The sequence below is a fragment of the Vibrio limimangrovi genome (assembly GCF_054064025.1).
Genome location: NZ_JBSUGF010000001.1, coordinates 261,518 through 283,937 on the forward strand (window position 1 = coordinate 261,518; position 22,420 = coordinate 283,937).

Here is a 22,420-nt window from a genome sequence, read left to right on the forward strand (position 1 = left end):
GAAAAGATCAAGATGACGGACTTAAACACTCAAAATGCTGACAACCTTTCTGAGCACGTATCAAAGAAAGAAGCAGAAATGGCTGAAGTACTCGCTAAAATTGTTCGCGACAAGTATCAGTGGGTAGCAGAACGTAAAGCCTCTCAGCATTTGAGTACTTTCCAATCTGATTTAGAACCATCCGATCGTAACTTCTATGATGCGCTTAGTGGCGAAAAAACGGTCTTCATTACTGAGTGTAAAAAAGCCTCACCATCAAAAGGGCTCATCAGAGACGTTTTCGATTTGGATTACATCGCATCGGTTTACAACAATCATGCTGATGCCATTTCGGTCCTAACTGACGAGAAATACTTTCAGGGTAACTTCGAATTTATTCCACAAGTGCGTAATCAGGTTAAGCAACCTGTGATATGTAAAGACTTTATGGTAGACACTTACCAAGTTTACCTGGCGCGTCATTACGGCGCTGACGCCATCTTATTGATGCTGTCTGTACTCAATGATGAAGAGTACAAAACACTGGCCGAAGTAGCACACAGCCTCAATATGGGCATACTGACAGAAGTCAGCAACGAAGAAGAACTTCATCGTGCCGTAGACTTGGGCGCACTCGTCATCGGTATCAATAACCGCAATTTGCGTGACCTGAGTACCGACTTGAACCGCACTAAACAGCTTGCGCCAATGATTCGAAAACTTGCACCTCAAGCAACAATAATTTCAGAGTCTGGCATTTACACCCATCAACAAGTTCGCGATTTAGCAGCTTACGCTGATGGTTTCCTGATTGGCAGTTCGCTGATGGCAGAGCATAATCTCGAGCTTGCGGTTCGCAAGGTAACTCTGGGCGAAAATAAAGTCTGTGGTCTGACTCACCCCGACGACGCAGCCAAAGCCTATAAAGCAGGCGCGGTATTTGGTGGCCTGATTTTCGTTGAACAGTCTAAACGTGCCGTGGATTTAGAGACCGCCCGTCTGACGATGAGCGGCGCACCACTTCAATATGTTGGCGTATTTCAAAACCATGAGATTGATTTTGTATCTGCAATAGTCACATCACTCGGTTTAAAAGCGGTTCAACTGCATGGTTCTGAGGATCAGCACTACGTTAACCAACTCAAAGCAGAACTCCCTTCCGGCGTAGAAATCTGGAAAGCGTACGGAGTTCAGAATGTGCTGCCGACACTCCTGGCTGAAAACGTTGATCGCCATTTGCTCGATGCACAAGTTGGCAACCAATCCGGCGGCACCGGACAAGTATTCGACTGGTCACTGATTGGCGACCCTAGTCAAATCATGTTAGCGGGAGGACTCTCCCCTGAGAATGCTCAACAAGCAGCTGCATTAGGCTGCTTGGGATTAGATTTAAATTCTGGTGTAGAAAGCGCGCCAGGTAAGAAAGATGCTCAGAAGTTGCATGCCGCGTTTAACGCTATTCGCAACTACTAAAACTATTTCGTAGCAAAAAAGACGAGAAGGATTATCACGATGGCAAAATTGAATGCCTACTTTGGCGAATACGGCGGTCAGTACGTTCCGCAAATTTTGGTTCCAGCATTGGAGCAACTAGAGCAAGCGTTTATTGACGCACAGGAAGATCCAGAATTCCGCAGCGAATTTATGACGCTACTCCAAGAGTACGCAGGTCGCCCAACCGCGCTCACGCTTACCCGAAACCTAACCAAAGGCACCAAAACCAAACTCTACCTAAAGCGTGAAGATCTACTTCATGGTGGTGCGCACAAAACCAACCAGGTGCTTGGTCAGGCACTACTTGCAAAACGCATGGGTAAGACTGAAATCATCGCGGAAACAGGCGCAGGACAGCACGGCGTAGCCACAGCTTTGGCGTGTGCATTGCTTGGTCTGAAGTGTCGCGTATATATGGGAGCGAAAGATGTCGAGCGTCAAAGCCCGAACGTTTTCCGTATGAAGCTGATGGGTGCAGAAGTGATTCCTGTCTATTCTGGTTCAGCCACACTGAAAGATGCCTGTAATGAAGCACTACGTGACTGGTCTGCTACTTATGAGAATGCGCACTACCTGCTAGGTACTGCAGCAGGCCCTCACCCGTTCCCGACTATCGTTCGTGAATTCCAACGCATGATCGGTGAAGAAACTAAAAACCAAATTCTCGCTCGTGAAGGTCGTCTTCCGGATGCTGTTATCGCTTGTGTTGGCGGTGGTTCGAATGCCATTGGTATGTTCGCAGACTTCATCGATGACGAAAATGTACGCCTGATTGGCGTTGAGCCTGCTGGTAAAGGTATTGATACAGACCAACACGGTGCACCGCTTAAACACGGTAAGACTGGGATTTACTTCGGTATGAAAGCGCCGATCATGCAAGATGAGAACGGCCAGATTGAAGAGTCTTATTCTGTTTCTGCGGGTCTGGACTTCCCATCAGTAGGCCCTCAGCACGCCTACCTGAATTCAATTGGCCGAGCAGAATACGCGAACGTCACCGATGATGAAGCTCTGGATGCGTTCCAGGAAATCGCACGTAGCGAAGGCATCATTGCTGCGCTTGAATCCTCTCACGCACTTGCGCACGCACTGCGTATGGCTCGCGAAAACCCAGAAACAGAACAGCTTCTGGTAGTCAACCTATCTGGCCGTGGTGACAAAGACATCTTCACCGTTAATGCCATCCTAGAAGAAAAAGGAGTGATCTAATGAGTCGTTATGAGAAGATGTTTGCGCGCCTAAACGAAAAAAACCAAGGCGCATTTGTCCCGTTCGTAACGGTTTGCGATCCAAATGCAGAGCAATCTTACAAAATAATGGAAACGCTTGTGGAATCTGGCGCAGATGCACTTGAACTAGGCATTCCATTTTCAGATCCACTTGCAGATGGTCCGACAATCCAAGGCGCAAACAATCGTGCCTTGCAATCTGGCGCGACACCGGACATCTGCTTTGAGCAAATCGGTAAGATCCGTGCAAAATACCCAGAACTACCAATCGGCCTGCTGATGTATGCGAACTTGGTTTTCTCCCGCGGTATTGAGAACTTTTATGAGCGCTGTGCTAAAGCAGGTATTGACTCCGTGCTTATTGCTGACGTACCGACAAACGAAAGCGCAGATTTTGTTGCAGCGGCAGAGAAGTTCGGCATTCACCCGATCTTTATTGCACCACCAACGGCCAGTGATGAAACCTTAGCGGAAGTTGCAGAGCTAAGTGGCGGTTATACGTATCTGCTTTCTCGAGCTGGTGTAACAGGCACAGAAACTAAGGCAAATATGCCAGTTGGACAGTTGTTAGAAAGACTGAATCAATTTGATGCGCCGCCAGCACTACTTGGTTTCGGTATCTCTGAGCCCGCACAAGTTAAGCAAGCGATAGAAGCAGGCGCGGCAGGTGCGATTTCTGGCTCTGCGGTGGTTAAAATTATCGAGACGTACGTCGAGCAACCGCAAATTATGCTCGATAAGCTTGGTGAATTTGTGTCAGCTATGAAAGCAGCCACTCAAAAATAACTAACTTCTATAGAAATAAGCTAAACGCCCGCTGATTGCTCATAGCGGGCGTTTTTTTATTGAATGGAAAATAAGAATCCTTTCTCAATAGAGCATTTCAAAATAAGTCAGTTTGAGCCATATAGAGAGCCATCACAATTTCAGATCTTAAGCCATACACAAAGATAAGCTCGTTAAGTGCACCCAGTTATAAGGTGTTAATATAACGAAATTAAAAGTACAGCATTAAGGTACCGACATGGAAGAGTTAAAAAAGTTGTTGCTTCAATGCCCTGTCCTATCCGGATTACCGGAAGAAGGCATTAATGACGCGGTACAAATTGCGCGAACCCGGCATTTCGATGAGAAGGCACTCATCTGTAACAAAGGGGACAATCACTCCTCCTTGATGGTCATTGCGAAAGGTTCAGTTCGCGTCAACTCGATCAGTCCCAAAGGAAAAGAAGTCACGTTGATGATTTTTGATACGGGCGGTTGGTTTGGTGACAACGTTTTTTCACCAGGAATGCCACGAATATTTGGTGCAACAGCGCACTCTGATGTCACTCTGTTAGAGCTCCCTGGAGACAAGTTTCGTCAACTTCTGGCGAAGTATCCGCAAAGCTACCCTGTAATACTCGACCTGATGAGCCGTAGACTTTGGTCCGCAATATCCGTTATCGAGGATGATGCCATCAGAGGGATTGAAGAACGCATTGGCCGAAGATTATTACTGCTTGCAACGTATCAAACCAACCAACCTATCAATGCCGCCCCTTGTGTTGTACGTGTAACACGAGAGCACATCGCCAATATGATGGGGCTCACCAGACAAAGTGTGCACAAGGTATTAAAAAAACTGGAAGCATTGGGGACACTCACCCTAAGTTACGGAAGTATCACCATTCACAACCCGCTAGAAATGGAAGACTATCTCAAGCAGCTTGAATAACGCTTCCGCTCTGAATGTTAAAAATGTTAGTAGTCGCGCACTCAATAAAAAAGACCGCTAATAAATTAGCAGTCTTTTTTGTTTCTATGTACTTGTTAAAGTCTAAGCGACTTTAAGCTCAGATTTCAGTTCACGTTTCAAAATCTTGCCTGTAGCACTCATTGGAAGCTGTTCGCGAATCTCAACAAAGCGCGGATATTTAAACGCAGCCAACTGCTCGCGTCCCCACTTTTGCAATTCTGCAGCATCAACTTCTTGATCTGGTTTAAGTACCACGTAAGCCTTAATTTCTTCGCCGTACTCCTGATGCGGAATACCAATCACTGCAACCATAGCGACCGCAGGATGGGTCATAAACACTTCTTCGATTTCACGAGGGTAAACGTTAAAGCCACCACGGATAATCAAATCTTTGATTCGATCAACAATGTACAAATTCCCTAACTCGTCAAAGCGACCGACGTCACCAGTGTAGAACCAACCATCTCGTAGTACAGATTCTGTGACCTCTGGACGCCCCAGATACCCTTTCATCACATTGTGGCCACGGACAATGATTTCGCCCTCTTCACCTACTGGTACTCTATTGCCCTCTAAATCGACAAGCTTCACTTCCACACCTTGGATCGGCTGGCCGACAGAGCCAGGAATACGCTCTTGATCTAAATGGTTAAAACATGCAATCGGACTGGTTTCTGATAAGCCGTAACCTTCCAAAATCGGCACATTGAATTTTTCTTCGAATGCGCGGAACACTTCTGTTGGCAATGGTGAACCACCGCTCGCAGCCACTCGAAGAGAAGAAATATCACAGTCGTGTTCAGCATGAAGCATCCCGATGTACATGGTAGGCACACCTGCAAACAAGGTGACTTTATGCTTTTCGATAAGTTCAAGAACATGTGTTGGTTCAAATCGTGGGACAAGTACCAGCGTGGCACCACTCAAAACACTTGCATTCAGGTGAACCGTTTGACCAAAAGTGTGGAACAGAGGCAAAGTTACCAAGTGTACATCATCAGCTTGCGCCGCCATGATATTCTGAGCAACCACCGCGTTCATAATGATGTTTTGTTGAGTTAGCTCAGCACCTTTTGGCATGCCAGTAGTGCCTGATGTGTAAAGAACGACACAAGTATCATCAGCGTTACGTGGTACGTAATCAGCCAGTGGCTCAACGTCGCGAATAAACGCATTGAGAGTAGGCACTCCACCCCAATCCAATTCAGCCTGCGATAGCGTCATCACGACCATGTTTTCACATGTGTCCACTTCCTTAAAGGCTTTCACACCTTCTCTGGCCATTGGTAACTCTGGCGTTCCTTCAAAACAGAAATAGAATTTAGCGTCTGAGTCTTCCAGGTGATATTTGATTTCTCTCGCTTTCAAAAGAACGTTAAGCGGTACTGCAACAGCGCCAGCCTTCTGAACTGCAAAATAAATGAAAGCAAAGAACGGCAGATTAGGGCAAGACAATGCAACTCGATCGCCCGGCTTAACACCATTTTTGATCAAAGACGTCGCTATTTTTCCTGCGATTGCATCAAATTGAGCGAAGGAAATTTCCAAGTCACCGCATATCAACGCTGTTTTATCAGGCTTACTGGCAGCATTTCGCTGCAAAGCAGCAGCAAGATTCATCATAATGACTTCACCTCTAAATTATTGGTATTCACGTTGTTCTTAAGGATTTAACAACAAAAATTAACGAAAGAGTGGTCTTATACAGTTCCTTATGTCCTAAACCCCACCACTTGTTAACATTATATTTACAAGAGTTATCAACCCAAGAATGTAAAATATTTAACATTCATTACAGCAAAATAACTAAAGTGTGAGCTCGCATCCTAATTAATGTCAGAATTATCAAGCGCCAACACCGTTCAGGCACCACTCATTACGGAAAAACAATTAAGTAACAAATAATTAACCTACACAAATCAAACTCATTAACTAAGTTAATAACCAATGTGCAATTCCATAGCGAATTCGAATAGCAAACGTTTGCTATTGAGTAAAAAATTAGCTTTCGTCAATAAAATATCGATTTTTTCATCAATAACCCTGTTTCGTATATTGCCAATTGTGAATGATACGTGTAAAAAGCAGGGGCGAAATTATTCTCCATAAAACGATTTTTGATTGGTGTGTAATTTCAGGATTTTACATTTGGTTAGCACAGAGGTTATGGAAGTGTTAAAAGAAAAGAGTTTGCTAAACAACATTGGCGTGCAAGTCGTCATCGCAATGATCGTGGGTACAGCAGCTGGTGCCCTGATGGGTCACGACGCTACGGTATTCGCGCCACTAGGTGCTATCTTTATTAACCTGATCAAGATGCTAGTAATCCCATTGGTTGCTGTTGCTCTGATTTCTGGTGCTGCTGGTCTTGGTAACAGTCAGTCTGCAGGTAAAGTTGGTGTGGTAACACTAGGCTACTTTGGTTTAACATCAGCTCTGGCAGTAGCGCTTGCTCTGTTTATGGGTGAAGTATTCCAACCAGGCATTGGCATCGACGTTTCTGGTGTTGAAGGCATGTTCTCAGCAGAATACGCTTCTAAAGGTGAATTACCGACTTTCTGGGCGACCATCACTGGTATGATCCCAACTAACGTTTTCCAATCACTGAATGATGCGAACATCCTGCAAATCCTAGTATTCTGTATGTTCTTTGGTATCGCGATTTCTCAACAATCTAAAGAGCGCCGTGACCCTATCATTAATGGCGTGAACTGCATTGTTGACGCGATGGTTTGGATGATCAACAAGGTTATGATCATTGCTCCTATCGGTGTATTTGGTCTGATGGCTGAAGCGGTAGGTACGTTTGGTTTTGGCGCACTGATGGTCGTGTTTAAGCTATTCGTTGTCTACACTGCAGCTATTCTGATCTTTGGCTTCATTGTATACCCTGCTATGGTTCACGTATTCACTAAGACTTCTGCGAAGAAATTCATATCTTCGATGAAGAAGCCACAAGCAGTTGCACTTTCAACAGCATCGTCAATGGCAACGTTGCCTGTAACGATGGACACTTGTGAGAAAGACCTTGGCGTTAGAAACTCAACAGCATCATTCGTTCTGCCACTAGGCGCAACGATCAACATGTCTGGTAACGCGATTTACTACGGCTTGGTAGCCATCTTCTTCGCTCAACTGTTTAACATCGATCTTGGCATGGGTGCTTACATCGCGATCATCGTAACATCAACTCTTGGTGCAGTTGGTCAGGCAGGTGTACCTGGTCCATCATTCCTGGTTGTTGCGGTTCTGCTGGCAGCAGGCATTCCAATTGAAGGTCTACCGCTACTGTTCGCTTTAGATCGTATCTTCGACATGATTCGTACTGCGCTAAACATCACTGGCGATGCTGCGTGTGCGGTTATCGTTGATGCACTTATCGAAGAAGAAGAAGCGCAAACAGAGAAAGAGGCAGAACTGAGTAAGCAAGAAGCTTAAGTTTAGTTCGAGATTTTTAATGAGCCGCTCTAAATGAGCGGCTTTTTTTATACAACATTTGCATTAGATAACCATACAAAGAGAAACTGGTAGCATAATTTATTCAAAGTGATATAACGCACCTATAAACATAAAAACATCAGTGCTAGGTTGTTCCATGAGTCTAAAGTTGTCTTTAGATCTTAACTCCAATGTGGATTGGTCTATTCATAAAAATCAGAGCGTTGCAAACAGTGTTGTTCTAGACAAAAGCAGTGGTCATGCGCTGTCTGGTTTATTGTCGCCAAACGTGAATAAAGCTAACCATGCACGCTTTTTTGCCTGCGCGTCGCACCCTACATCCCATACTTTCAGCGTAGCCTGCGGTGAAGCATAATGCTTGATTTTGCTTTGGCAGGTCTACTTTACCCAAAAGCTATTACGCTCTATGTCGCGATTGCCATCGTACTCTTCTGGCTGCTGTACTATTGCCATCGCCTAAGAAAAAGGAATGAGGTGGTTGTTGGCTCTCACCACGCGCCATACATTGCGTACTCTGCATCCATCATTATCTGGATTAGCAGCAATGCTTATTTTCATACTGATCTCTTAGTGACGTTTGGCTCAGAAGGCGGCGTATTCATGGCTAAATTCGCCAATTTAGCTTCCTTTTTCTCATTCGCGTTCGCATACTACTTCTCATGTCACTTGTTAGCGGAACAGAACAACAGCGATGTAAAGAAGTGGCAGCAAGTCATGTTTATCCTGCTATCCGTTTACGTGATGTTTATCAACTCACGTCCCGGATTGACAGTAGAGAACGTGACAATCAGCGGGCCTAGTGAGTTTGTCATAGAGTTTGGCTCACACACACCCTACTTCTTCACGACTATATTGGCGTTCATTGTATTGACACTCGTCAATATTATTCGGATGCGAGTCAACAGCAGTAAACTAACACTGGCTAAAAACAACTATATGATCGCCGGCATATTAGTATTCATACTTTCAACCACAGTCGTTCACTTAGGACTCACTTATTTCCTTGGCGATTTTTCTCTCACATGGTTGCCCCCGGCTCTGTCCGTCAGTGAGATGCTTTTTGTCGGTTATGCATTGCTGACTTCACGTTTCTATAGTGCGAAATATCTCACTTATTTAGCTACCACAACGCTTATTGTATGTGCCCTATACATCGTTCCTCTGGGCTTAATGTTGATACCTATTTCGGATAGTAATCAATGGATTGTTGGCATTCCCTTGTGTGCATTGATAGGCACTACATGGCGCTGGTCCTTTCGATATGTGGGGTATGTCGTTAGTTATTTAATTTACTTTCACAAATACACTCCAGTACAACAAATACTTGCCTTAGAAGGTGACTTTAAGCGCTCGATTGATGATGCGATGAGTAAGTTGGCTATATTACTCAACATCCCCGAAAACAAACTGCAATTGGTAAGCAGTTACTATACGCAATCGTTTTACGAAAATTACCTCAACTCCGACAAATCGGTTCTCTTAGTGGATGAACTCTCTGAGGAAATCAAATATGCCTCTTCAAATAGAAGCACTTTGAAAAGACTCTATCGTCGCATGCGATCGAACGATACAGCGTTGGTGATGCCTCTATTTGGTCAGAGTAAATCGGTGTCTCACCTCTTGATTTCTGCGCATAAAAGGAATCATCAACTGTTTTCTAACGAAGAAATTTCCGCCTTACAGACATTGCTGACTCGCGTACAACGCACTATCGAAGCCGACAGAGATGTTCGCCAAAGTCGTGCACTCGCCCACTCCATCGCCCATGAAATGCGCAACCCTCTGACTCAGGTACAGCTGCAATTTGAAGAACTCGCTCAACATATCGAATCTGGAGCATCCCTGAATGAACTCAAACGTGACATCAACAAAGGGCAAACAACTATTCAAAGAGGGCGACAGCTGATTGATATCATTTTGCGAGAAGTCAGTGACACATCACCAGAGCAGGAGCCTCTTGCAATAACTTCCATGCATAAGGCCATGCATTTGGCTGTTAGCCGCTACGGTTTCGAAAGTGAAAAGATAATTGAAAGAATCGATCTGCCTAAACATCACGATTTTGTTGCCAAGATCAATGAGACGCTGTTTAGTTTTGTCATTTTTAATCTGATCCGCAATGCGGTTTACTACTTTGACTCGTATCCTTCAAGCAAGATTGAAATCCGTACTCAAACTGGTACCTACGAAAACATTTTAATCTTTCGAGATACTGGGCCAGGTATTAGCAGCGGCATCCAAAATAAGATTTTTGATGAATTCTTTTCTTATCAGAAAAGCGGCGGTAGTGGCCTTGGCTTGAGTTACTGCCAGCGCGTCATACGCTCATTTGGCGGTCGAATTGAATGTCGCTCCATTGAAGGCGAGTTTACTGAGTTTTATCTCTACTTCCCTGTTGTTCCCAATTCGCCAAAAGCGGAAACACTAAACGCTCAGGAGATGGACTGGAATAACCCGAGCAGTGATACAACAGCGATGCGTCTTCGCCACTTGCAAATGGGGGAACCGGCTCCGACCGTGCTCGTTGTCGATGATAAAGAGGTGCAACGTACTTTGGTTGAACTGTATTTAAAACAGCTTGGCGTCAATAGTCTGCAGGCAAACAATGGTGCAAACGCAATCGAGATAGTGAAATCCAGTAAAATCGATTTGGTCTTAATGGATGTGCAAATGCCAGTCATGAACGGTTATGATGCAAGCAAACATATAAAGCAGCTATCCCCTTCAACTATCGTGATTGCGTTATCTGGGGAATGTGGCGCATCAGAATTAGAGCGAATCTCAACGTTGATGGATGACCGTTTACAAAAACCCACCACCTTAAACGCACTACGAGACATGTTGGAGAAATGGCTAGGTCAAGACAAGCGAAATGCCTCTGACTCTTTATCGTGATACACACGCATACCCAAGTTTCCAGATCTAGCCTAAACTTGATTTAAGCGACAGTAAATCGCCACCCAAACTGTGGCAATTTTTGTATCCAATTGTCTCGAAGTATTCACATTGTTCGAGATTACGTTAGACTGTCTGCAATTCAATAACTAGGTAGTTTTCTGCAACATGAAGCAAATTCTTGATTTTATTCCACTCATTGTCTTCTTTGCCTTGTATAAGATGTACGACATTTACGTTGCGACTGGGGCACTTATCGCAGCGACGGCTATTCAAGTCATTCTGACCTATGCCATTTACAAAAAAGTGGAAAAGATGCAGTTAATCACATTCGTGATGGTGGCTGTTTTTGGTGGAATGACCATCTTCCTTCATGATGACAACTTCATCAAATGGAAAGTAACCATCGTGTATATGGTGTTTGCTATTGGTCTTGCAGTCAGTCATGCCATGGGTAAATCGGCCATTAAGGGCATGTTGGGCAAAGAGATCTCTCTTCCTGAGCAGGTTTGGACTCGTATCAACTGGGCTTGGGTTGGCTTTTTCTCGTTCTGTGCTGGATTAAACATTTACGTTGCTTACCAGCTGCCACTGGATGTTTGGGTTAACTTCAAAGTGTTTGGCCTGCTCATAGCGACATTCACTTACATGATCGCTACGGGTTTCTATATCTACAAACACATGCCGAAAGAGCAGAAAAATAACTCATCTGATGTATCGGTTGATGATTAACAGCTCATCTTTGCTATAATCCCGCCAACATATTATTAACAGCGACCTCCGGGTCGCTGTTTTGATCTAATTCGAATAAATATTTGCGCTTAATTTGAGCGCTACCGATGATTTAGGATGTCATAATGAGCCAAGAATTTAACTCTCCGAAAGGCCAACTTCTGCTTCGAACCCTGGCAATGCCCGCAGATACTAATGCGAATGGCGATATCTTTGGTGGCTGGATCATGTCTCAGCTCGATTTGGCAGGCGCTATTTTGGCAAAAGAAATTTCTTCAGGTCGCGTAGTGACCGTCTCTGTATCGAGTATTACTTTTAAAAAGCCAGTTCGTGTCGGTGATGTTGTATGTTGCTATGGCGTATGTAAAAAAATTGGCCGCACTTCAATGAGTATTGACCTGGAAGTCTGGGTCAAACCAGTGAAAGTAGATGGCATAGAAGATCGCTTTATGGTGTGTGATGCTACCTTTAATTACGTTGCTATTGACAGTAAAGGAAAGCCACGCCCAATCCAAAAATAATACCTAAACGACCTAATCAGTGGAAAAATCTCACATTTTCCAATGTTAACTTGTGAGTAGTGCCAAAAAGTCGTTAAATTAGGGCTCCAACCTACCAATTAAGGAACTATGCTATGTGGTACGTCATCTTTTCTCAGGATATCGAGAATTCGTTAGAAAAACGCATGAGTGTTCGCCCTCAACACCTTGAACGTTTACAGAAACTTCAGGATGAAGGCCGACTTCTGACCGCAGGTCCAATGCCAGCGATTGATTCTGATAATCCGGGAGAAGCCGGGTTTACAGGTTCCACGGTCATAGCTGAGTTTGATTCTTTGGAAGATGCGAAAGCATGGGCAGATAACGACCCTTACGTGGCAGCGGGCGTTTACGAAAGCGTAATCGTAAAACCGTTCAAAAAAGTGTTCTAATTTATGAAAAAATTACTGTGTTTCTTCCTGGCGCTTAGCGCGCTAGCGGGTTGTACATCGAGCAGTGAAAAGCAGCGTCAGTTGGAGCTTTTGGCGTCTAACCGGGCTGGTGTTTTGTCTGCAGGACTGCCATTAGAGTACGGACCATTGAAAATCATGCGCGTGTCTTCTAATCAGAATGTGATTGAGATGATGATGATCTACAACGATACTGCTGCTGGTGCAAAGCCGTTAACTCAAGTACTCAATTCCAGTATCTACACTTTCTGTCATAAGCCAGACATTCGTGATCAAATCAATATGGGTTTGATGTATCGAGTCAAAATCCGTAACACTCGTGGACAATTAATGGCAGACGAGTTGATTTCAGAACAACGCTGCAGCAATTAACCACAGTAATTGAACCGAAAAGTCCGATCCTCAATGTAACGGGTTCAGACAAACGGGCATTAACGGATACGAACAAGCAGGGATTGAACCCTGCTTTTATTTTTTCTCACTTATGCCAATTCGGCGCGAAGCTTTTTCGCTGCTGAGACTAAATTAGCTAACGCAGCTTCCGTCTCTGCCCAGCTACGAGTTTTTAAACCACAGTCTGGGTTTACCCATAAACGCTGTACTGGAATTTTTTCTGCCGCTTTTTTGATTAGCCCTTCAATCCACTCTTGCGTTGGAATGTTTGGCGAGTGAATATCATACACACCCGGGCCGATTTCATTCGGGTAATTAAACGCTTCAAATGCTTTCAGTAACTCCATATTGGAGCGCGATGTTTCAATCGTAATCACATCTGCATCCATTTCAGCAACTGAGTCGATGATTTCATTAAACTCGCTGTAACACATGTGAGTGTGGATCTGTGTCTCTGGTTTCGCACTTGCTGCTGAGATCTTAAATGCATCCACCGCCCACTCTAGATAGGCTTTATGATCACGCTTTTTGAGTGGTAACCCCTCACGTATCGCAGGTTCATCAATCTGGATGATATTGATGCCAGCATCCTGGAGGTCAGAAACTTCATCACGCAGTGCTAATGCCAATTGTTGTGCAATTTCCTGTCGCGTAATGTCTTCACGTGGGAATGTCCAACACAGAATCGTTACGGGGCCAGTTAACATCCCTTTCATTTGTTTACTTGTCAGTGACTGAGCATAGATAGACCAATCAACCGTAATTGGATTCTCACGTTCAATATCAGCCACAACAATAGCGGGTTTCACACATCGAGAACCGTAACTCTGTACCCAGCCAAATTTCGTGGTTTGGAAACCAGCCAGATTCTCTGCAAAGTATTCCACCATATCGTTACGCTCTGCTTCACCATGAACTAACACGTCCAGATCCAGCGCTTCCTGACGTTTAACAGCATCAGCAATGTGCCCTTTCAGCGCTTGATTGTATTCAGATTCAGAAAGCTGGTCAGTACGGAAAGCACTTCGCTGAACACGAATCTCCGCAGTCTGAGGAAATGAACCAATGGTTGTGGTTGGCAACAAAGGTAAACCCAGCACTTCCGCCTGATGAGCAGCACGCTCTGCATAAGGAGCACTGCGCCTAGAAAGTGACACTGTAATGTTACTAACCCGCGTCTGCACTTGCGGCTTATTAACATGCGTCGCTGTTTTGCGCGCTTTGATCGGCTGACTGTAGGTGTCGCATGCCAAAATTGCGTTTTGATCACCATCCAGAGCTTTACCTAACAGGGCTACTTCAGTCACTTTCTGTTTAGCAAAGGCAAACCAGCTTTTCACTTCTTTGCTAAGTTTTGGTTCAAGCTCAAGATCAACCGGGCTATGTAACAGAGAGCATGAGCTTGCGACCCAAAGTTTATCACCTAACTGCTCTTTTACAGGCTGTAAACGTTCCAGGTGTGCACTCAGGTCTGAACGCCAGACGTTACGTCCATTGATCACGCCAGCAGAGAGAACCCAACCTTGAGGTAACTTGCCGACAATTTCGTCCAACTGTTCAGGTGACGCAGAAAGGTCAATGTGCAAGCCATCAACGGGCAGATCGACAATTTTGTTTAAAGTATCAGTTACCGAATCAAAGTAAGTCGTCAGCAGCACTTTGACGTCACTGCGGATCACCTGATACGCCAGCCTAAAGGAGTTGGCCCATTTACTTTCAAGCTCAAGCGATAAAATTGGTTCATCGATTTGAACCCATTCCACACCCAGGCTGGCCAGTTTTGCCAAAACCGCCTGATACGCAGCCAGCAATCTTGGCAGCAGCGTCAGGCGGTCAAAACCGTCTTCAACTTCTTTGCCCAAATATAGGTAACTGACAGGGCCAAGTAGAACCGGCTTAACTTGATGCCCTGCTTTTACCGCTTCGTGCACTTCGTCAAAAAGTTGAGGCCAGCTCACCTCGAAAGTATCGTCTTTACTAAATTCTGGCACGATGTAATGGTAGTTAGTATTGAACCACTTCGTCATGTCAGAAGCCGCCGAACCAACGCAGCCGCAATCCGTCTGGGATTGACCTCGTCCGACTGTAAACAGGGTATCGAGATTTGGGAAACCATTAGCATGACGTTTCGGTACATGCCCCAACAGCAGCGTTGTCGTGAGTACATGGTCGTACCATGCGAAGTCGCCCGCTGTTACAAAACTCAAGCCCGCCTCGGATTGTACTTGCCAGTTCTTCGCTCGCAAATCTTCACCCACTTGCTTCAATTGCACTTGATCAATCTCGCCACGCCAGTATTTTTCTAGTGCAAATTTCAGTTCACGTTTTTCACCAATGCGTGGGTAACCAAGTATGTGTGTTGTTGTCGCCATTTCCAGATTCCTTATTCAATTTATTTAGGTCAGAGCATCTTGCACCGAGTTATCAAGATGTCTGGATGGCTAAACTATCTCTCTACAACAAAAATTGAACAACATCCAAATATTCAACTTGTTTATTAAAAAAATTCATAACACCATCTTCTTACTCACTAAATTACTTTTTGAATTACCTTTTTAAATTAATAGACGTCTAGACGTTTACATATCTGCTTTTTATGGGTAAGTTAGTAAAGTTCATGGCGAGCAAGAAAGGATGAAAGAGATTCATGATAGAGCTAAAACATTTGCGTACCATTACCTCGCTTCGAGATACAGGCTCATTGACGGCAACCGCAACCGCATTGCATTTGACTCAATCTGCTCTTTCGCACCAAATAAAAGATCTCGAATCTCGGATTGGTGGACAGCTATTCCTCAGAAAAACCCGTCCGGTAAAGTTCACTTCTGAAGGTGAGATTCTGCTGCGCCTGGCAGAAGAGATTTTGCCGAAACTGGCAAGAGCAGAGAATGAACTGGCTAGTTTAAAAGAAGACGTTAATGGCCGACTGCACATGGCGATTGAGTGCCATTCCTGCTTCCAATGGCTAATGCCGGCATTAAGAGAATACCAGGTGGCGTGGCCAAGCGTGACACTGGACTTCTCCTCTGGTTTTGGATTCGAACCTCTACCAGCCCTTCTCGCCGGGGAACTTGACCTTGTCATCACATCCGATATTCAGCCACGTTCGGAAGTACATTATGAGCCCCTGTTTGATTTTGAAATGCGCCTGATCACTTCCACCAGCCATCCACTGGCTGACAAAGCGATCATCGAGCCACTCAATCTGGCCGATCAAACCATGCTGTCTTATCCTGTGCAGAAGCAGAGATTAGATGTGGTAAAACACTTCTTACAGCCAGCTGGCGTAGAGCCCGCAAAATGGAAACAAGCGGACAATACATTGATGCTGGTGCAAATGGTCTCGGCGGGATTAGGCGTTGCAGCGCTACCAAACTGGGCTATTTCGGAATTTTCACGTCAGGGGTTGATCAACAGTAAGCCTTTTGGCAAAGGATTATGGCGTCGCCTGTTTGCGGCTGTTCGCAACTCGGAGAAAGATAAGCGTTATTTACAAGCCTTCTTTGCCACGGCAAAACAGCAATGCAAAAGCCACCTTGACGGGATCAAGATGGCTTAACGCTTCGTGGAAATTGCAAATTTGCGTAACGAACTCTAGCGTTCGTAAGATTTAAATTGATTGGTGAGAGGGTCGTATTGGTAGCCAAGCACATCGAGCTTGCCTACTACCGACTCTGTATCCATTTCATAGGTCGAGACCAACTCGTCAAAACTGTCACACTCTAAGCGTAGTTTTTCGTTGACGATGCCTAACAAAATAATGCTATCCAGATTACCTACTTTGCTTAAATCCATCGCGACACTCCTCTTCGACAACGTATATATACAGCGTAGACATAATCTGGCGAATTTAAAGTGAGCTCACTTCATATCGTGAGCTCATTTGCGCGATACTAGACGAGAGTAAATAAACTTTGCAGACTGGTCATGGATGCAATAGCGAGCACGAATGCGATGCTTAGCTGCACTTTCTCTGGTGCTTTATGAGTAAAGATATGCCAACACCACACCACAATTGAAGAGATCAACGTCACCAAGGCAATGAGAATAGGCTGAGTTACCGTATTTAATGCCGCCTCATCCAACTGGTAAGACGAAAACAGTGTCGCTATCACCAACAGCATGCCAGACACAATACCAGTCACGGGCAAAATTCGGTGAAAGGCTTGTAAACGACTGCGTGCAATCGTAAGAAGCAATTGAGAGAACGAAGCTCCCAAAAAGAAGATCATTACCGTCATGGCAGCCGCTGCTGGCCAGTGAGATTGTTCAAAGACTTGAATCGCCACATACGCAAACGCCAAACCATTGGCTAAATGGAGTACCCACAGCGGTCCTTTCTCACGCGTTTTTTTGGTTTGAACCTGAGAGTAAAAGTAAAAAATGGCAAACACCACCATAAAGGCTTCAATACGAAGTGATGCCACCGCCAGCCACATGACCCCAATAGCAGGTAACATTTTGTGAAGACGACCTCGCTGCCCCGGACAGATATCACCCTTAATCAGAAGCAAAGTCAGTAGCGCCTGTGCGCCAAATAACATTGGTGGGAAAGTAACCAGCAATTGTTGAATCATAGTGAATGCAAGCTCTAAGTCGTTTGGGATGGCGATAATATCAAATCACACATCCCCAGACCACCTTAAGACTATCTAGCTTTTACCCTGACATGATGCCAGATATTTCGATACACTCGCTTAGTTCCGGCCACCACTTCACCACCAAGTATTAATCAAGTTGCGTATTAGTTTTAACAATATTGCAAGTGATAGTGACCACAAGCTCAATAACCATAAGGAGTTCATGGTGATATCAGATAAAAAACCATCGATAATTCATAGGCATTTTTACAATCTAAATAAAAGTCGATGAACTAAGCTTGAATAAGCAAGTTTGGTATAGATACCTGATCCTCAAATCGCTATAATTCGCGCTCCCTGGAACAGAGAGCAAAATATGACCAATAACATCACTCCTATTCATGAGTACAAAAAATACTGGGCCGAGTGTTTTGGTACGGCACCTTTCTTGCCGACCAACCGCAAAGAAATGGACGCCTTAGGATGGGATAGCTGTGACATTATCATTGTTACAGGTGATGCCTATGTGGATCACCCGAGCTTTGGTATGGCTATCATTGGCCGTCTGCTGGAAGCTCAAGGTTTCCGAGTCGGTATCATTGCTCAACCAGAATGGCAAAACAAAGACGCGTTCATGCAGCTTGGTAAACCAAATCTGTTCTTCGGGATCACTGCAGGTAACATGGACTCCATGATCAACCGTTACACTGCGGATAAGAAGCTTCGTCATGATGACGCATACACACCTAACAACGAAGGTGGAAAGCGCCCTGACCGCGCTACACTGGTTTATTCGCAGCGTTGTCGTGAAGCCTATAAAGATGTTCCTATCGTACTGGGTGGTATTGAAGCCAGCTTACGTCGTGTTGCTCACTACGACTACTGGTCTGATAAAGTGCGTCGCTCGGTACTGTTTGATGCGAAAGCAGACATTCTGTTATTTGGTAACGCAGAGCGTGCTCTGGTCGAAGTTGCACACCGCTTAGCTGATGGCGAAGACATTTCGACCATGACGAACATTCGTGGTACTGCGGTAAACCTGCCAGCAGAGCCAGAAAACTACACCATTATCGATTCTTCTCGTATTGAAAAGCCTCGTAAAGAAGCCTTCGTACCTAAGAACCCTTACGAGGTAGAAACGCAGTGTGAAACCAAGAAAGACGAACCAGCTGCGGCGCAGCCGATCACTATTCGTCCATCGCGTCATGATGCTAAAACTACAGCGGTACGTTTACCTCACTTCGAGAAACTCAATAACGACCGTATTCTGTATGCGCATGCAAGCCGCGTAATGCACTTAGAAACCAACCCCTATTCTGGGCGTGCACTGATTCAGCGCCATGGTGACCGTGAACTTTGGGTCAACCAGGCTCCGATTCCGCTGGCAACTGAAGAGATGGATTTTGTCTTCGGTTTACCTTATGCGCGAGTGCCTCACCCGATGTATGGTAAAGCGAAGATCCCTGCGTATGAGATGATTAAAACTTCGGTCAATATCATGCGCGGCTGTTTTGGTGGCTGTTCTTTCTGTTCAATTACCGAGCACGAAGGCCGAATCATTCAAAACCGTTCTAAAGAGTCGATCATCAACGAGATTGAAGAAATTCGCGACAAAGTTCCGGGCTTTACCGGCACTATCTCTGATCTTGGTGGTCCAACTGCGAACATGTACCGCTTGGGATGTAAAGATCCAAAAGCAGAAGCGAACTGTCGTCGTCCGTCTTGTGTGTTCCCGGGGATCTGTCACAAGCTGAACACGGACCACAAACACACCATCGACCTATACCGCGAAGCACGTAAAGTGGAAGGCGTGAAAAAGGTAATGGTGGCTTCGGGCGTACGTTACGATCTTGCGATTGAATCACCGGAATACGTGAAAGAGCTGGTTACTCACCACGTTGGTGGTTACTTGAAGATTGCACCTGAGCACACAGAGAAAGGCCCACTGGATCTGATGATGAAGCCAGGCATGGGCACGTATGATCGCTTTAAAGAGATGTTCGAAAAATACAGCGCAGAAGCGGGTAAGAAACAGTATCTGATTCCTTACTTTATTTCTGCTCACCCGGGCACCGAAGATGAAGACATGCTGAATCTTGCACTTTGGCTGAAGAAGAACGACTTCGAGTGTGATCAGGTTCAGAACTTCTACCCATCACCGATGTGTAACGCGACCTCGATGTACTACTCAGAGACTAACCCTCTGAAACGTGTGAAATACAAGCAGCGTGAAGACGTTCCTGTCGCTAAAGGTGAACGCCAGCGTCGTCTGCATAAAGCACTACTGCGTTACCATGATCCGGCTAACTGGCCGATGATCCGTGAAGCGTTAATCAATATGGGTAAAAAGCATCTGATCGGAGATAAACCAACCTGTTTGGTTCCGGCTGAAGATGTCGATACACAAACACCGGCCCAACGCCGCAAATCAGGCCGTCACGGAGCGAATCGCTTTGCGACTAAACATACCAAGAACCAACCTGGTTTTGGTGGACACCTTGAGAAACGCTCTGAAGGCGGTTCCCGCGACGGAAAACCTTCAGGTAACCGTAATGGTTCAGGTAAAGCACAAGGTGGTCAAGGTCGTGGTAATACTGGCCAGCGTGCAAACGGTTCGAACTCAAACCGTCCAAACAGTGGCAAGCCTCAGGGTGCAGGTCGCCCACAAGTTCAGGGCAAACCAGCTGGTCAACGTAAACCTAAACGCGGATAATCCATAACGATTTAAGTTCTAACGTTATTCAAGGGCTCCGGAAGCAATTCTGGAGCCCTTTTGTTTTGCGTGTTACGCTTTCAATCAGTAACTTATACTTGCAAATACATAGAGACGCGTAGGCTTACATTGACAACTTTTTCACGCCTATCGTGAATAATGTTGGTTGAGGGCAACGATTGAAATTGCCGAGATGGGATAAGAATGAATGAAACGTGTACTTTTAGTGGAAGATAATCGAGAAATAGCGGGAATGTTGTTCGATTATTTCGAGTGTGCCGGAATGCAGCTCGATTACGCTGACAACGGTGAACTGGGCCTCAAGCTTGCTCTGGGTAATTCGTTCGATATTATTTTGCTCGATCTGATGCTGCCGCGGATGGATGGATTAACGCTGTGTAACAAGTTACGAGATGCAGGAAACAATACTCCGGTATTAATGCTGACCGCACTCGATAGCCGCGACGACATGCTGAAAGGATTTTCCCACGGCGCAGATGACTATCTGACCAAACCATTTGACCTTGATATTCTAGAAGCGCGCATGACTGCACTGATCAAACGTTATCGCGGTACGGTTGCATCTAGTCAGCTCAAATATGGTGAAGTCACCATCGACCAAAAGACACATCAGGCTTATCGTAAGGGCAAGCTATTAGCTCTTAATCCCACCACCTACACGATTCTCGAAATGCTTGTGCAAAGTGCACCAGACATCGTGACCAGAGAAGACATCGCATATCGTTTATGGCAAGAAAACGAGCCAAATAACGACGTACTTCGAAGTCACATCTACCAGCTTCGTGGGCAACTAGATAAACCGTTTCAGGAACATCTGCTCAAAACCATTCCTAAAGTCGGGTTCCGTTTGGAGCCAGGGGCATGATTCGTCGCTTACTGGGTAATACGAAAAGTATGACTGGTCGGCTCGAACTGTTTTTCTTGTTGGTCTCTATTGTGATTGGCGTGCTCTGCTTTGCTCTTGTTAGTGGCTCACTGTTATGGTCAGAAGATCGTGTCGGTGAGCGCCGAATTATGATCGACACGAAAGAGGCCATCGAGTTCTTTAAAAGATCCCCTACAGAGGGCATTGTAAAGCTGGATCTTTTGACGACAGCATACAATGACATTGACCTGCTTCCCGAGTCTTATCGTCCTTACTTGCAAGATAAGCACTATTTTCTGGGTGAAGTCGGCGAAGATCCGAACACTCGCATGATTTACATGAGCACCTATACGAATGCTGGTGTCGAACATCCTATCATTCTGCTTTCTCTAATCGACGAAATCGAGATCTCATGGAGCGAGTTTTTTTATGTTATCGGACTCGTGCTGGCGGTCGTTCTCGTTTTGATGTTTGTATTCGGCAGTTTGTTACTTCGATTGTCGCAGCGTTTGATTGAACCGATTAACACATTGAAAGCTCAGCTTGATGAGCATCAGGGTGATACGACGAAGAAATTCATTGTGCCACAAGGTTCGGCGAAAGAGTTCGAAACGCTGGCCGCTCAGCTCAATGAGTATAGGCATGAGATCAATCAGGTCATTAAGCGAGAGCAAGCATTTGCACGCTATGCAAGCCACGAACTCAGAACCCCGTTGACGGTGATGAAAGGCTCTAGCAGCTTATTAGCCCGCAACTCTAGCACGCCATTTCAAGAGCGTCAGATCAGCCGTATCCAAGATGCGACACAGCAAATGTCGACCATGGTCGATGCTCTTCTCGGCTTAGTCCGCTATGAGAGGAATTCGGACGACAGCCCGGTACGTAAAATATCGGATCAAGAGTTAAACCGCATCGTTTCTCTAAGTCAGGCACAAGCAGATGAAAAGTCCGTTGAATTTGATGTAAAGATCTCTGGAAATCCAATTACGAAAGCGACCACAGCCGTACTTAATATCGTTTTAAGTAATCTGATTCGGAATAGCATTGCCGCTACTTCAAAAGGCAAAATCCACATTCAGATGACCGATTCTTGTTTGTCAGTGCGGGATGAAGGGGAAGGTTTTTCTTCTGTTCCAGATGCTGACGGTCACGGTTTAGGGCTCATGATCGTAGATGATTTATGTCGACGCTATGGCTGGCAATTTACGATAGATACACATCCTTCCGGGGGGTGTGAGGCCATCATCAATTTAGCAACTGAACATATTGATGAATAAAATACGACGAATAAAGTAACCGTATATAAATAGGGTTCTTTTACGTCCCCCCTACTTTTGTTCTCCATACTAAGACGGTAAACTGTGCCACCTTTT

The 22,420-nt window shown here is 45.2% G+C and carries 19 protein-coding genes; 15 read left to right on the forward strand and 4 right to left on the reverse strand.

The genetic code is table 11. The features are described 5' to 3' along the window. The first annotated feature begins 12 nt into the window (after positions 1-12). From trpCF to ACWYU8_RS01235, 4 genes are all read left to right on the forward strand, one after another. Complete coding sequence (gene trpCF / locus ACWYU8_RS01220) at positions 13-1,452, forward strand: bifunctional indole-3-glycerol-phosphate synthase TrpC/phosphoribosylanthranilate isomerase TrpF (protein ID WP_457516425.1); 1,440 nt, start codon at positions 13-15, stop codon at positions 1,450-1,452. A 39-nt stretch (positions 1,453-1,491) separates the two neighbouring features. After that, a complete protein-coding gene (gene trpB / locus ACWYU8_RS01225) occupies positions 1,492-2,682 on the forward strand; it encodes a tryptophan synthase subunit beta (RefSeq protein WP_457516427.1) in 1,191 nt (396 codons plus the stop codon). Continuing rightward, positions 2,682-3,488: a tryptophan synthase subunit alpha gene (gene trpA / locus ACWYU8_RS01230; protein ID WP_457516428.1), complete on the forward strand. Its 807-nt coding sequence runs from the start codon at positions 2,682-2,684 to the stop codon at positions 3,486-3,488. The genes trpB and trpA overlap by 1 nt, the downstream gene beginning before the upstream one ends. A gap of 238 nt (positions 3,489-3,726) precedes the next feature. Then, the gene (locus tag ACWYU8_RS01235; RefSeq protein WP_457516430.1) at positions 3,727-4,419 is read left to right on the forward strand and encodes a Crp/Fnr family transcriptional regulator; all 693 of its coding nucleotides are present in this window, start codon (positions 3,727-3,729) and stop codon (positions 4,417-4,419) included. 102 nt (positions 4,420-4,521) lie between these two features. Here ACWYU8_RS01235 and ACWYU8_RS01240 read toward each other — a convergent pair whose 3' ends face one another. Next, entirely contained in the window at positions 4,522-6,063 is a 1,542-nt protein-coding gene (locus ACWYU8_RS01240; protein ID WP_457516432.1) for a long-chain-fatty-acid--CoA ligase, read from the reverse strand. A 543-nt stretch (positions 6,064-6,606) separates the two neighbouring features. Between ACWYU8_RS01240 and ACWYU8_RS01245 the strand changes: the two genes are divergently transcribed. The 7 genes from ACWYU8_RS01245 to ACWYU8_RS01275 all read left to right on the forward strand — a co-directional run bounded on the left by ACWYU8_RS01245 (position 6,607) and on the right by ACWYU8_RS01275 (position 12,847). Then, positions 6,607-7,878: a dicarboxylate/amino acid:cation symporter gene (locus tag ACWYU8_RS01245; RefSeq protein ID WP_457516434.1), complete on the forward strand. Its 1,272-nt coding sequence runs from the start codon at positions 6,607-6,609 to the stop codon at positions 7,876-7,878. A 157-nt stretch (positions 7,879-8,035) separates the two neighbouring features. Continuing rightward, positions 8,036-8,254, forward strand: a complete 219-nt coding sequence (locus ACWYU8_RS01250; protein WP_457516435.1) for a hypothetical protein — start codon at positions 8,036-8,038, stop codon at positions 8,252-8,254. Further along, positions 8,254-10,794: a hybrid sensor histidine kinase/response regulator gene (locus ACWYU8_RS01255; protein ID WP_457516437.1), complete on the forward strand. Its 2,541-nt coding sequence runs from the start codon at positions 8,254-8,256 to the stop codon at positions 10,792-10,794. Before ACWYU8_RS01250 ends, ACWYU8_RS01255 begins: the two co-directional genes overlap by 1 nt. A 168-nt stretch (positions 10,795-10,962) precedes the next feature. After that, the gene (locus tag ACWYU8_RS01260; RefSeq protein WP_457516439.1) at positions 10,963-11,526 is read left to right on the forward strand and encodes a septation protein A; all 564 of its coding nucleotides are present in this window, start codon (positions 10,963-10,965) and stop codon (positions 11,524-11,526) included. Between the two features lie 125 nt (positions 11,527-11,651). Beyond that, positions 11,652-12,047: an acyl-CoA thioester hydrolase YciA gene (gene yciA / locus ACWYU8_RS01265; RefSeq protein ID WP_457516441.1), complete on the forward strand. Its 396-nt coding sequence runs from the start codon at positions 11,652-11,654 to the stop codon at positions 12,045-12,047. Positions 12,048-12,160: 113 nt separating this feature from the next. Next, a complete protein-coding gene (locus ACWYU8_RS01270) occupies positions 12,161-12,457 on the forward strand; it encodes a YciI family protein (RefSeq protein ID WP_457516442.1) in 297 nt (98 codons plus the stop codon). A 3-nt stretch (positions 12,458-12,460) separates the two neighbouring features. Further along, the gene (locus tag ACWYU8_RS01275) at positions 12,461-12,847 is read left to right on the forward strand and encodes a GspS/AspS pilotin family protein (RefSeq protein ID WP_457516443.1); all 387 of its coding nucleotides are present in this window, start codon (positions 12,461-12,463) and stop codon (positions 12,845-12,847) included. A 110-nt stretch (positions 12,848-12,957) separates the two neighbouring features. On the opposite strand, the gene metE is transcribed toward ACWYU8_RS01275, so the two are convergent. Continuing rightward, positions 12,958-15,240: a 5-methyltetrahydropteroyltriglutamate--homocysteine S-methyltransferase gene (metE, locus tag ACWYU8_RS01280; protein ID WP_457516445.1), complete on the reverse strand. Its 2,283-nt coding sequence runs from the start codon at positions 15,238-15,240 to the stop codon at positions 12,958-12,960. A 275-nt stretch (positions 15,241-15,515) separates the two neighbouring features. Between metE and ACWYU8_RS01285 the strand changes: the two genes are divergently transcribed. Further along, complete coding sequence (locus tag ACWYU8_RS01285; RefSeq protein WP_457516446.1) at positions 15,516-16,427, forward strand: LysR substrate-binding domain-containing protein; 912 nt, start codon at positions 15,516-15,518, stop codon at positions 16,425-16,427. Between the two features lie 35 nt (positions 16,428-16,462). Here the strand turns inward: ACWYU8_RS01285 and ACWYU8_RS01290 are convergent, their stop codons facing one another. Beyond that, positions 16,463-16,663 carry a DUF4250 domain-containing protein gene (locus tag ACWYU8_RS01290; RefSeq protein ID WP_457516447.1) on the reverse strand — a complete coding sequence of 67 codons (201 nt, stop codon included), beginning with the start codon at positions 16,661-16,663 and terminating at the stop codon, positions 16,463-16,465. A 98-nt stretch (positions 16,664-16,761) separates the two neighbouring features. Continuing rightward, positions 16,762-17,445 carry a hypothetical protein gene (locus tag ACWYU8_RS01295; protein WP_457516449.1) on the reverse strand — a complete coding sequence of 228 codons (684 nt, stop codon included), beginning with the start codon at positions 17,443-17,445 and terminating at the stop codon, positions 16,762-16,764. Between the two features lie 379 nt (positions 17,446-17,824). On the opposite strand from ACWYU8_RS01295, the gene ACWYU8_RS01300 reads away from it, so the two are divergent. The 3 genes from ACWYU8_RS01300 (at position 17,825) to ACWYU8_RS01310 (ending at position 22,324) form a co-directional block, all read left to right on the forward strand. Then, positions 17,825-20,161: a YgiQ family radical SAM protein gene (locus tag ACWYU8_RS01300; protein ID WP_457516451.1), complete on the forward strand. Its 2,337-nt coding sequence runs from the start codon at positions 17,825-17,827 to the stop codon at positions 20,159-20,161. Positions 20,162-20,369: 208 nt separating this feature from the next. Then, the gene (locus ACWYU8_RS01305; protein WP_457516452.1) at positions 20,370-21,047 is read left to right on the forward strand and encodes a response regulator transcription factor; all 678 of its coding nucleotides are present in this window, start codon (positions 20,370-20,372) and stop codon (positions 21,045-21,047) included. Beyond that, the gene (locus ACWYU8_RS01310; protein ID WP_457516455.1) at positions 21,044-22,324 is read left to right on the forward strand and encodes a sensor histidine kinase; all 1,281 of its coding nucleotides are present in this window, start codon (positions 21,044-21,046) and stop codon (positions 22,322-22,324) included. The genes ACWYU8_RS01305 and ACWYU8_RS01310 overlap by 4 nt, the downstream gene beginning before the upstream one ends. Positions 22,325-22,420: the final 96 nt, after the last annotated feature.

Bases quoted from the DNA above. Each gene is read 5' to 3' on its own strand.
- ACWYU8_RS01235 (WP_457516430.1), top strand. From the start codon at position 3,727: ATGGAAGAGTTAAAAAAGTTGTTGCTTCAATGCCCTGTCCTATCCGGA.
- yciA (WP_457516441.1), top strand. From the start codon at position 11,652: ATGAGCCAAGAATTTAACTCTCCGAAAGGCCAACTTCTGCTTCGAACC.
- trpA (WP_457516428.1), top strand. From the start codon at position 2,682: ATGAGTCGTTATGAGAAGATGTTTGCGCGCCTAAACGAAAAAAACCAA.
- ACWYU8_RS01300 (WP_457516451.1), top strand. From the start codon at position 17,825: ATGACCAATAACATCACTCCTATTCATGAGTACAAAAAATACTGGGCC.
- trpB (WP_457516427.1), top strand. From the start codon at position 1,492: ATGGCAAAATTGAATGCCTACTTTGGCGAATACGGCGGTCAGTACGTT.
- trpCF (WP_457516425.1), top strand. From the start codon at position 13: ATGACGGACTTAAACACTCAAAATGCTGACAACCTTTCTGAGCACGTA.
- ACWYU8_RS01255 (WP_457516437.1), top strand. From the start codon at position 8,254: ATGCTTGATTTTGCTTTGGCAGGTCTACTTTACCCAAAAGCTATTACG.
- ACWYU8_RS01275 (WP_457516443.1), top strand. From the start codon at position 12,461: ATGAAAAAATTACTGTGTTTCTTCCTGGCGCTTAGCGCGCTAGCGGGT.
- ACWYU8_RS01295 (WP_457516449.1), bottom strand. From the start codon at position 17,445: ATGATTCAACAATTGCTGGTTACTTTCCCACCAATGTTATTTGGCGCA.
- ACWYU8_RS01290 (WP_457516447.1), bottom strand. From the start codon at position 16,663: ATGGATTTAAGCAAAGTAGGTAATCTGGATAGCATTATTTTGTTAGGC.
- ACWYU8_RS01285 (WP_457516446.1), top strand. From the start codon at position 15,516: ATGATAGAGCTAAAACATTTGCGTACCATTACCTCGCTTCGAGATACA.
- ACWYU8_RS01260 (WP_457516439.1), top strand. From the start codon at position 10,963: ATGAAGCAAATTCTTGATTTTATTCCACTCATTGTCTTCTTTGCCTTG.
- ACWYU8_RS01305 (WP_457516452.1), top strand. From the start codon at position 20,370: ATGAAACGTGTACTTTTAGTGGAAGATAATCGAGAAATAGCGGGAATG.
- ACWYU8_RS01250 (WP_457516435.1), top strand. From the start codon at position 8,036: ATGAGTCTAAAGTTGTCTTTAGATCTTAACTCCAATGTGGATTGGTCT.
- ACWYU8_RS01240 (WP_457516432.1), bottom strand. From the start codon at position 6,063: ATGATGAATCTTGCTGCTGCTTTGCAGCGAAATGCTGCCAGTAAGCCT.
- metE (WP_457516445.1), bottom strand. From the start codon at position 15,240: ATGGCGACAACAACACACATACTTGGTTACCCACGCATTGGTGAAAAA.
- ACWYU8_RS01245 (WP_457516434.1), top strand. From the start codon at position 6,607: ATGGAAGTGTTAAAAGAAAAGAGTTTGCTAAACAACATTGGCGTGCAA.
- ACWYU8_RS01270 (WP_457516442.1), top strand. From the start codon at position 12,161: ATGTGGTACGTCATCTTTTCTCAGGATATCGAGAATTCGTTAGAAAAA.
- ACWYU8_RS01310 (WP_457516455.1), top strand. From the start codon at position 21,044: ATGATTCGTCGCTTACTGGGTAATACGAAAAGTATGACTGGTCGGCTC.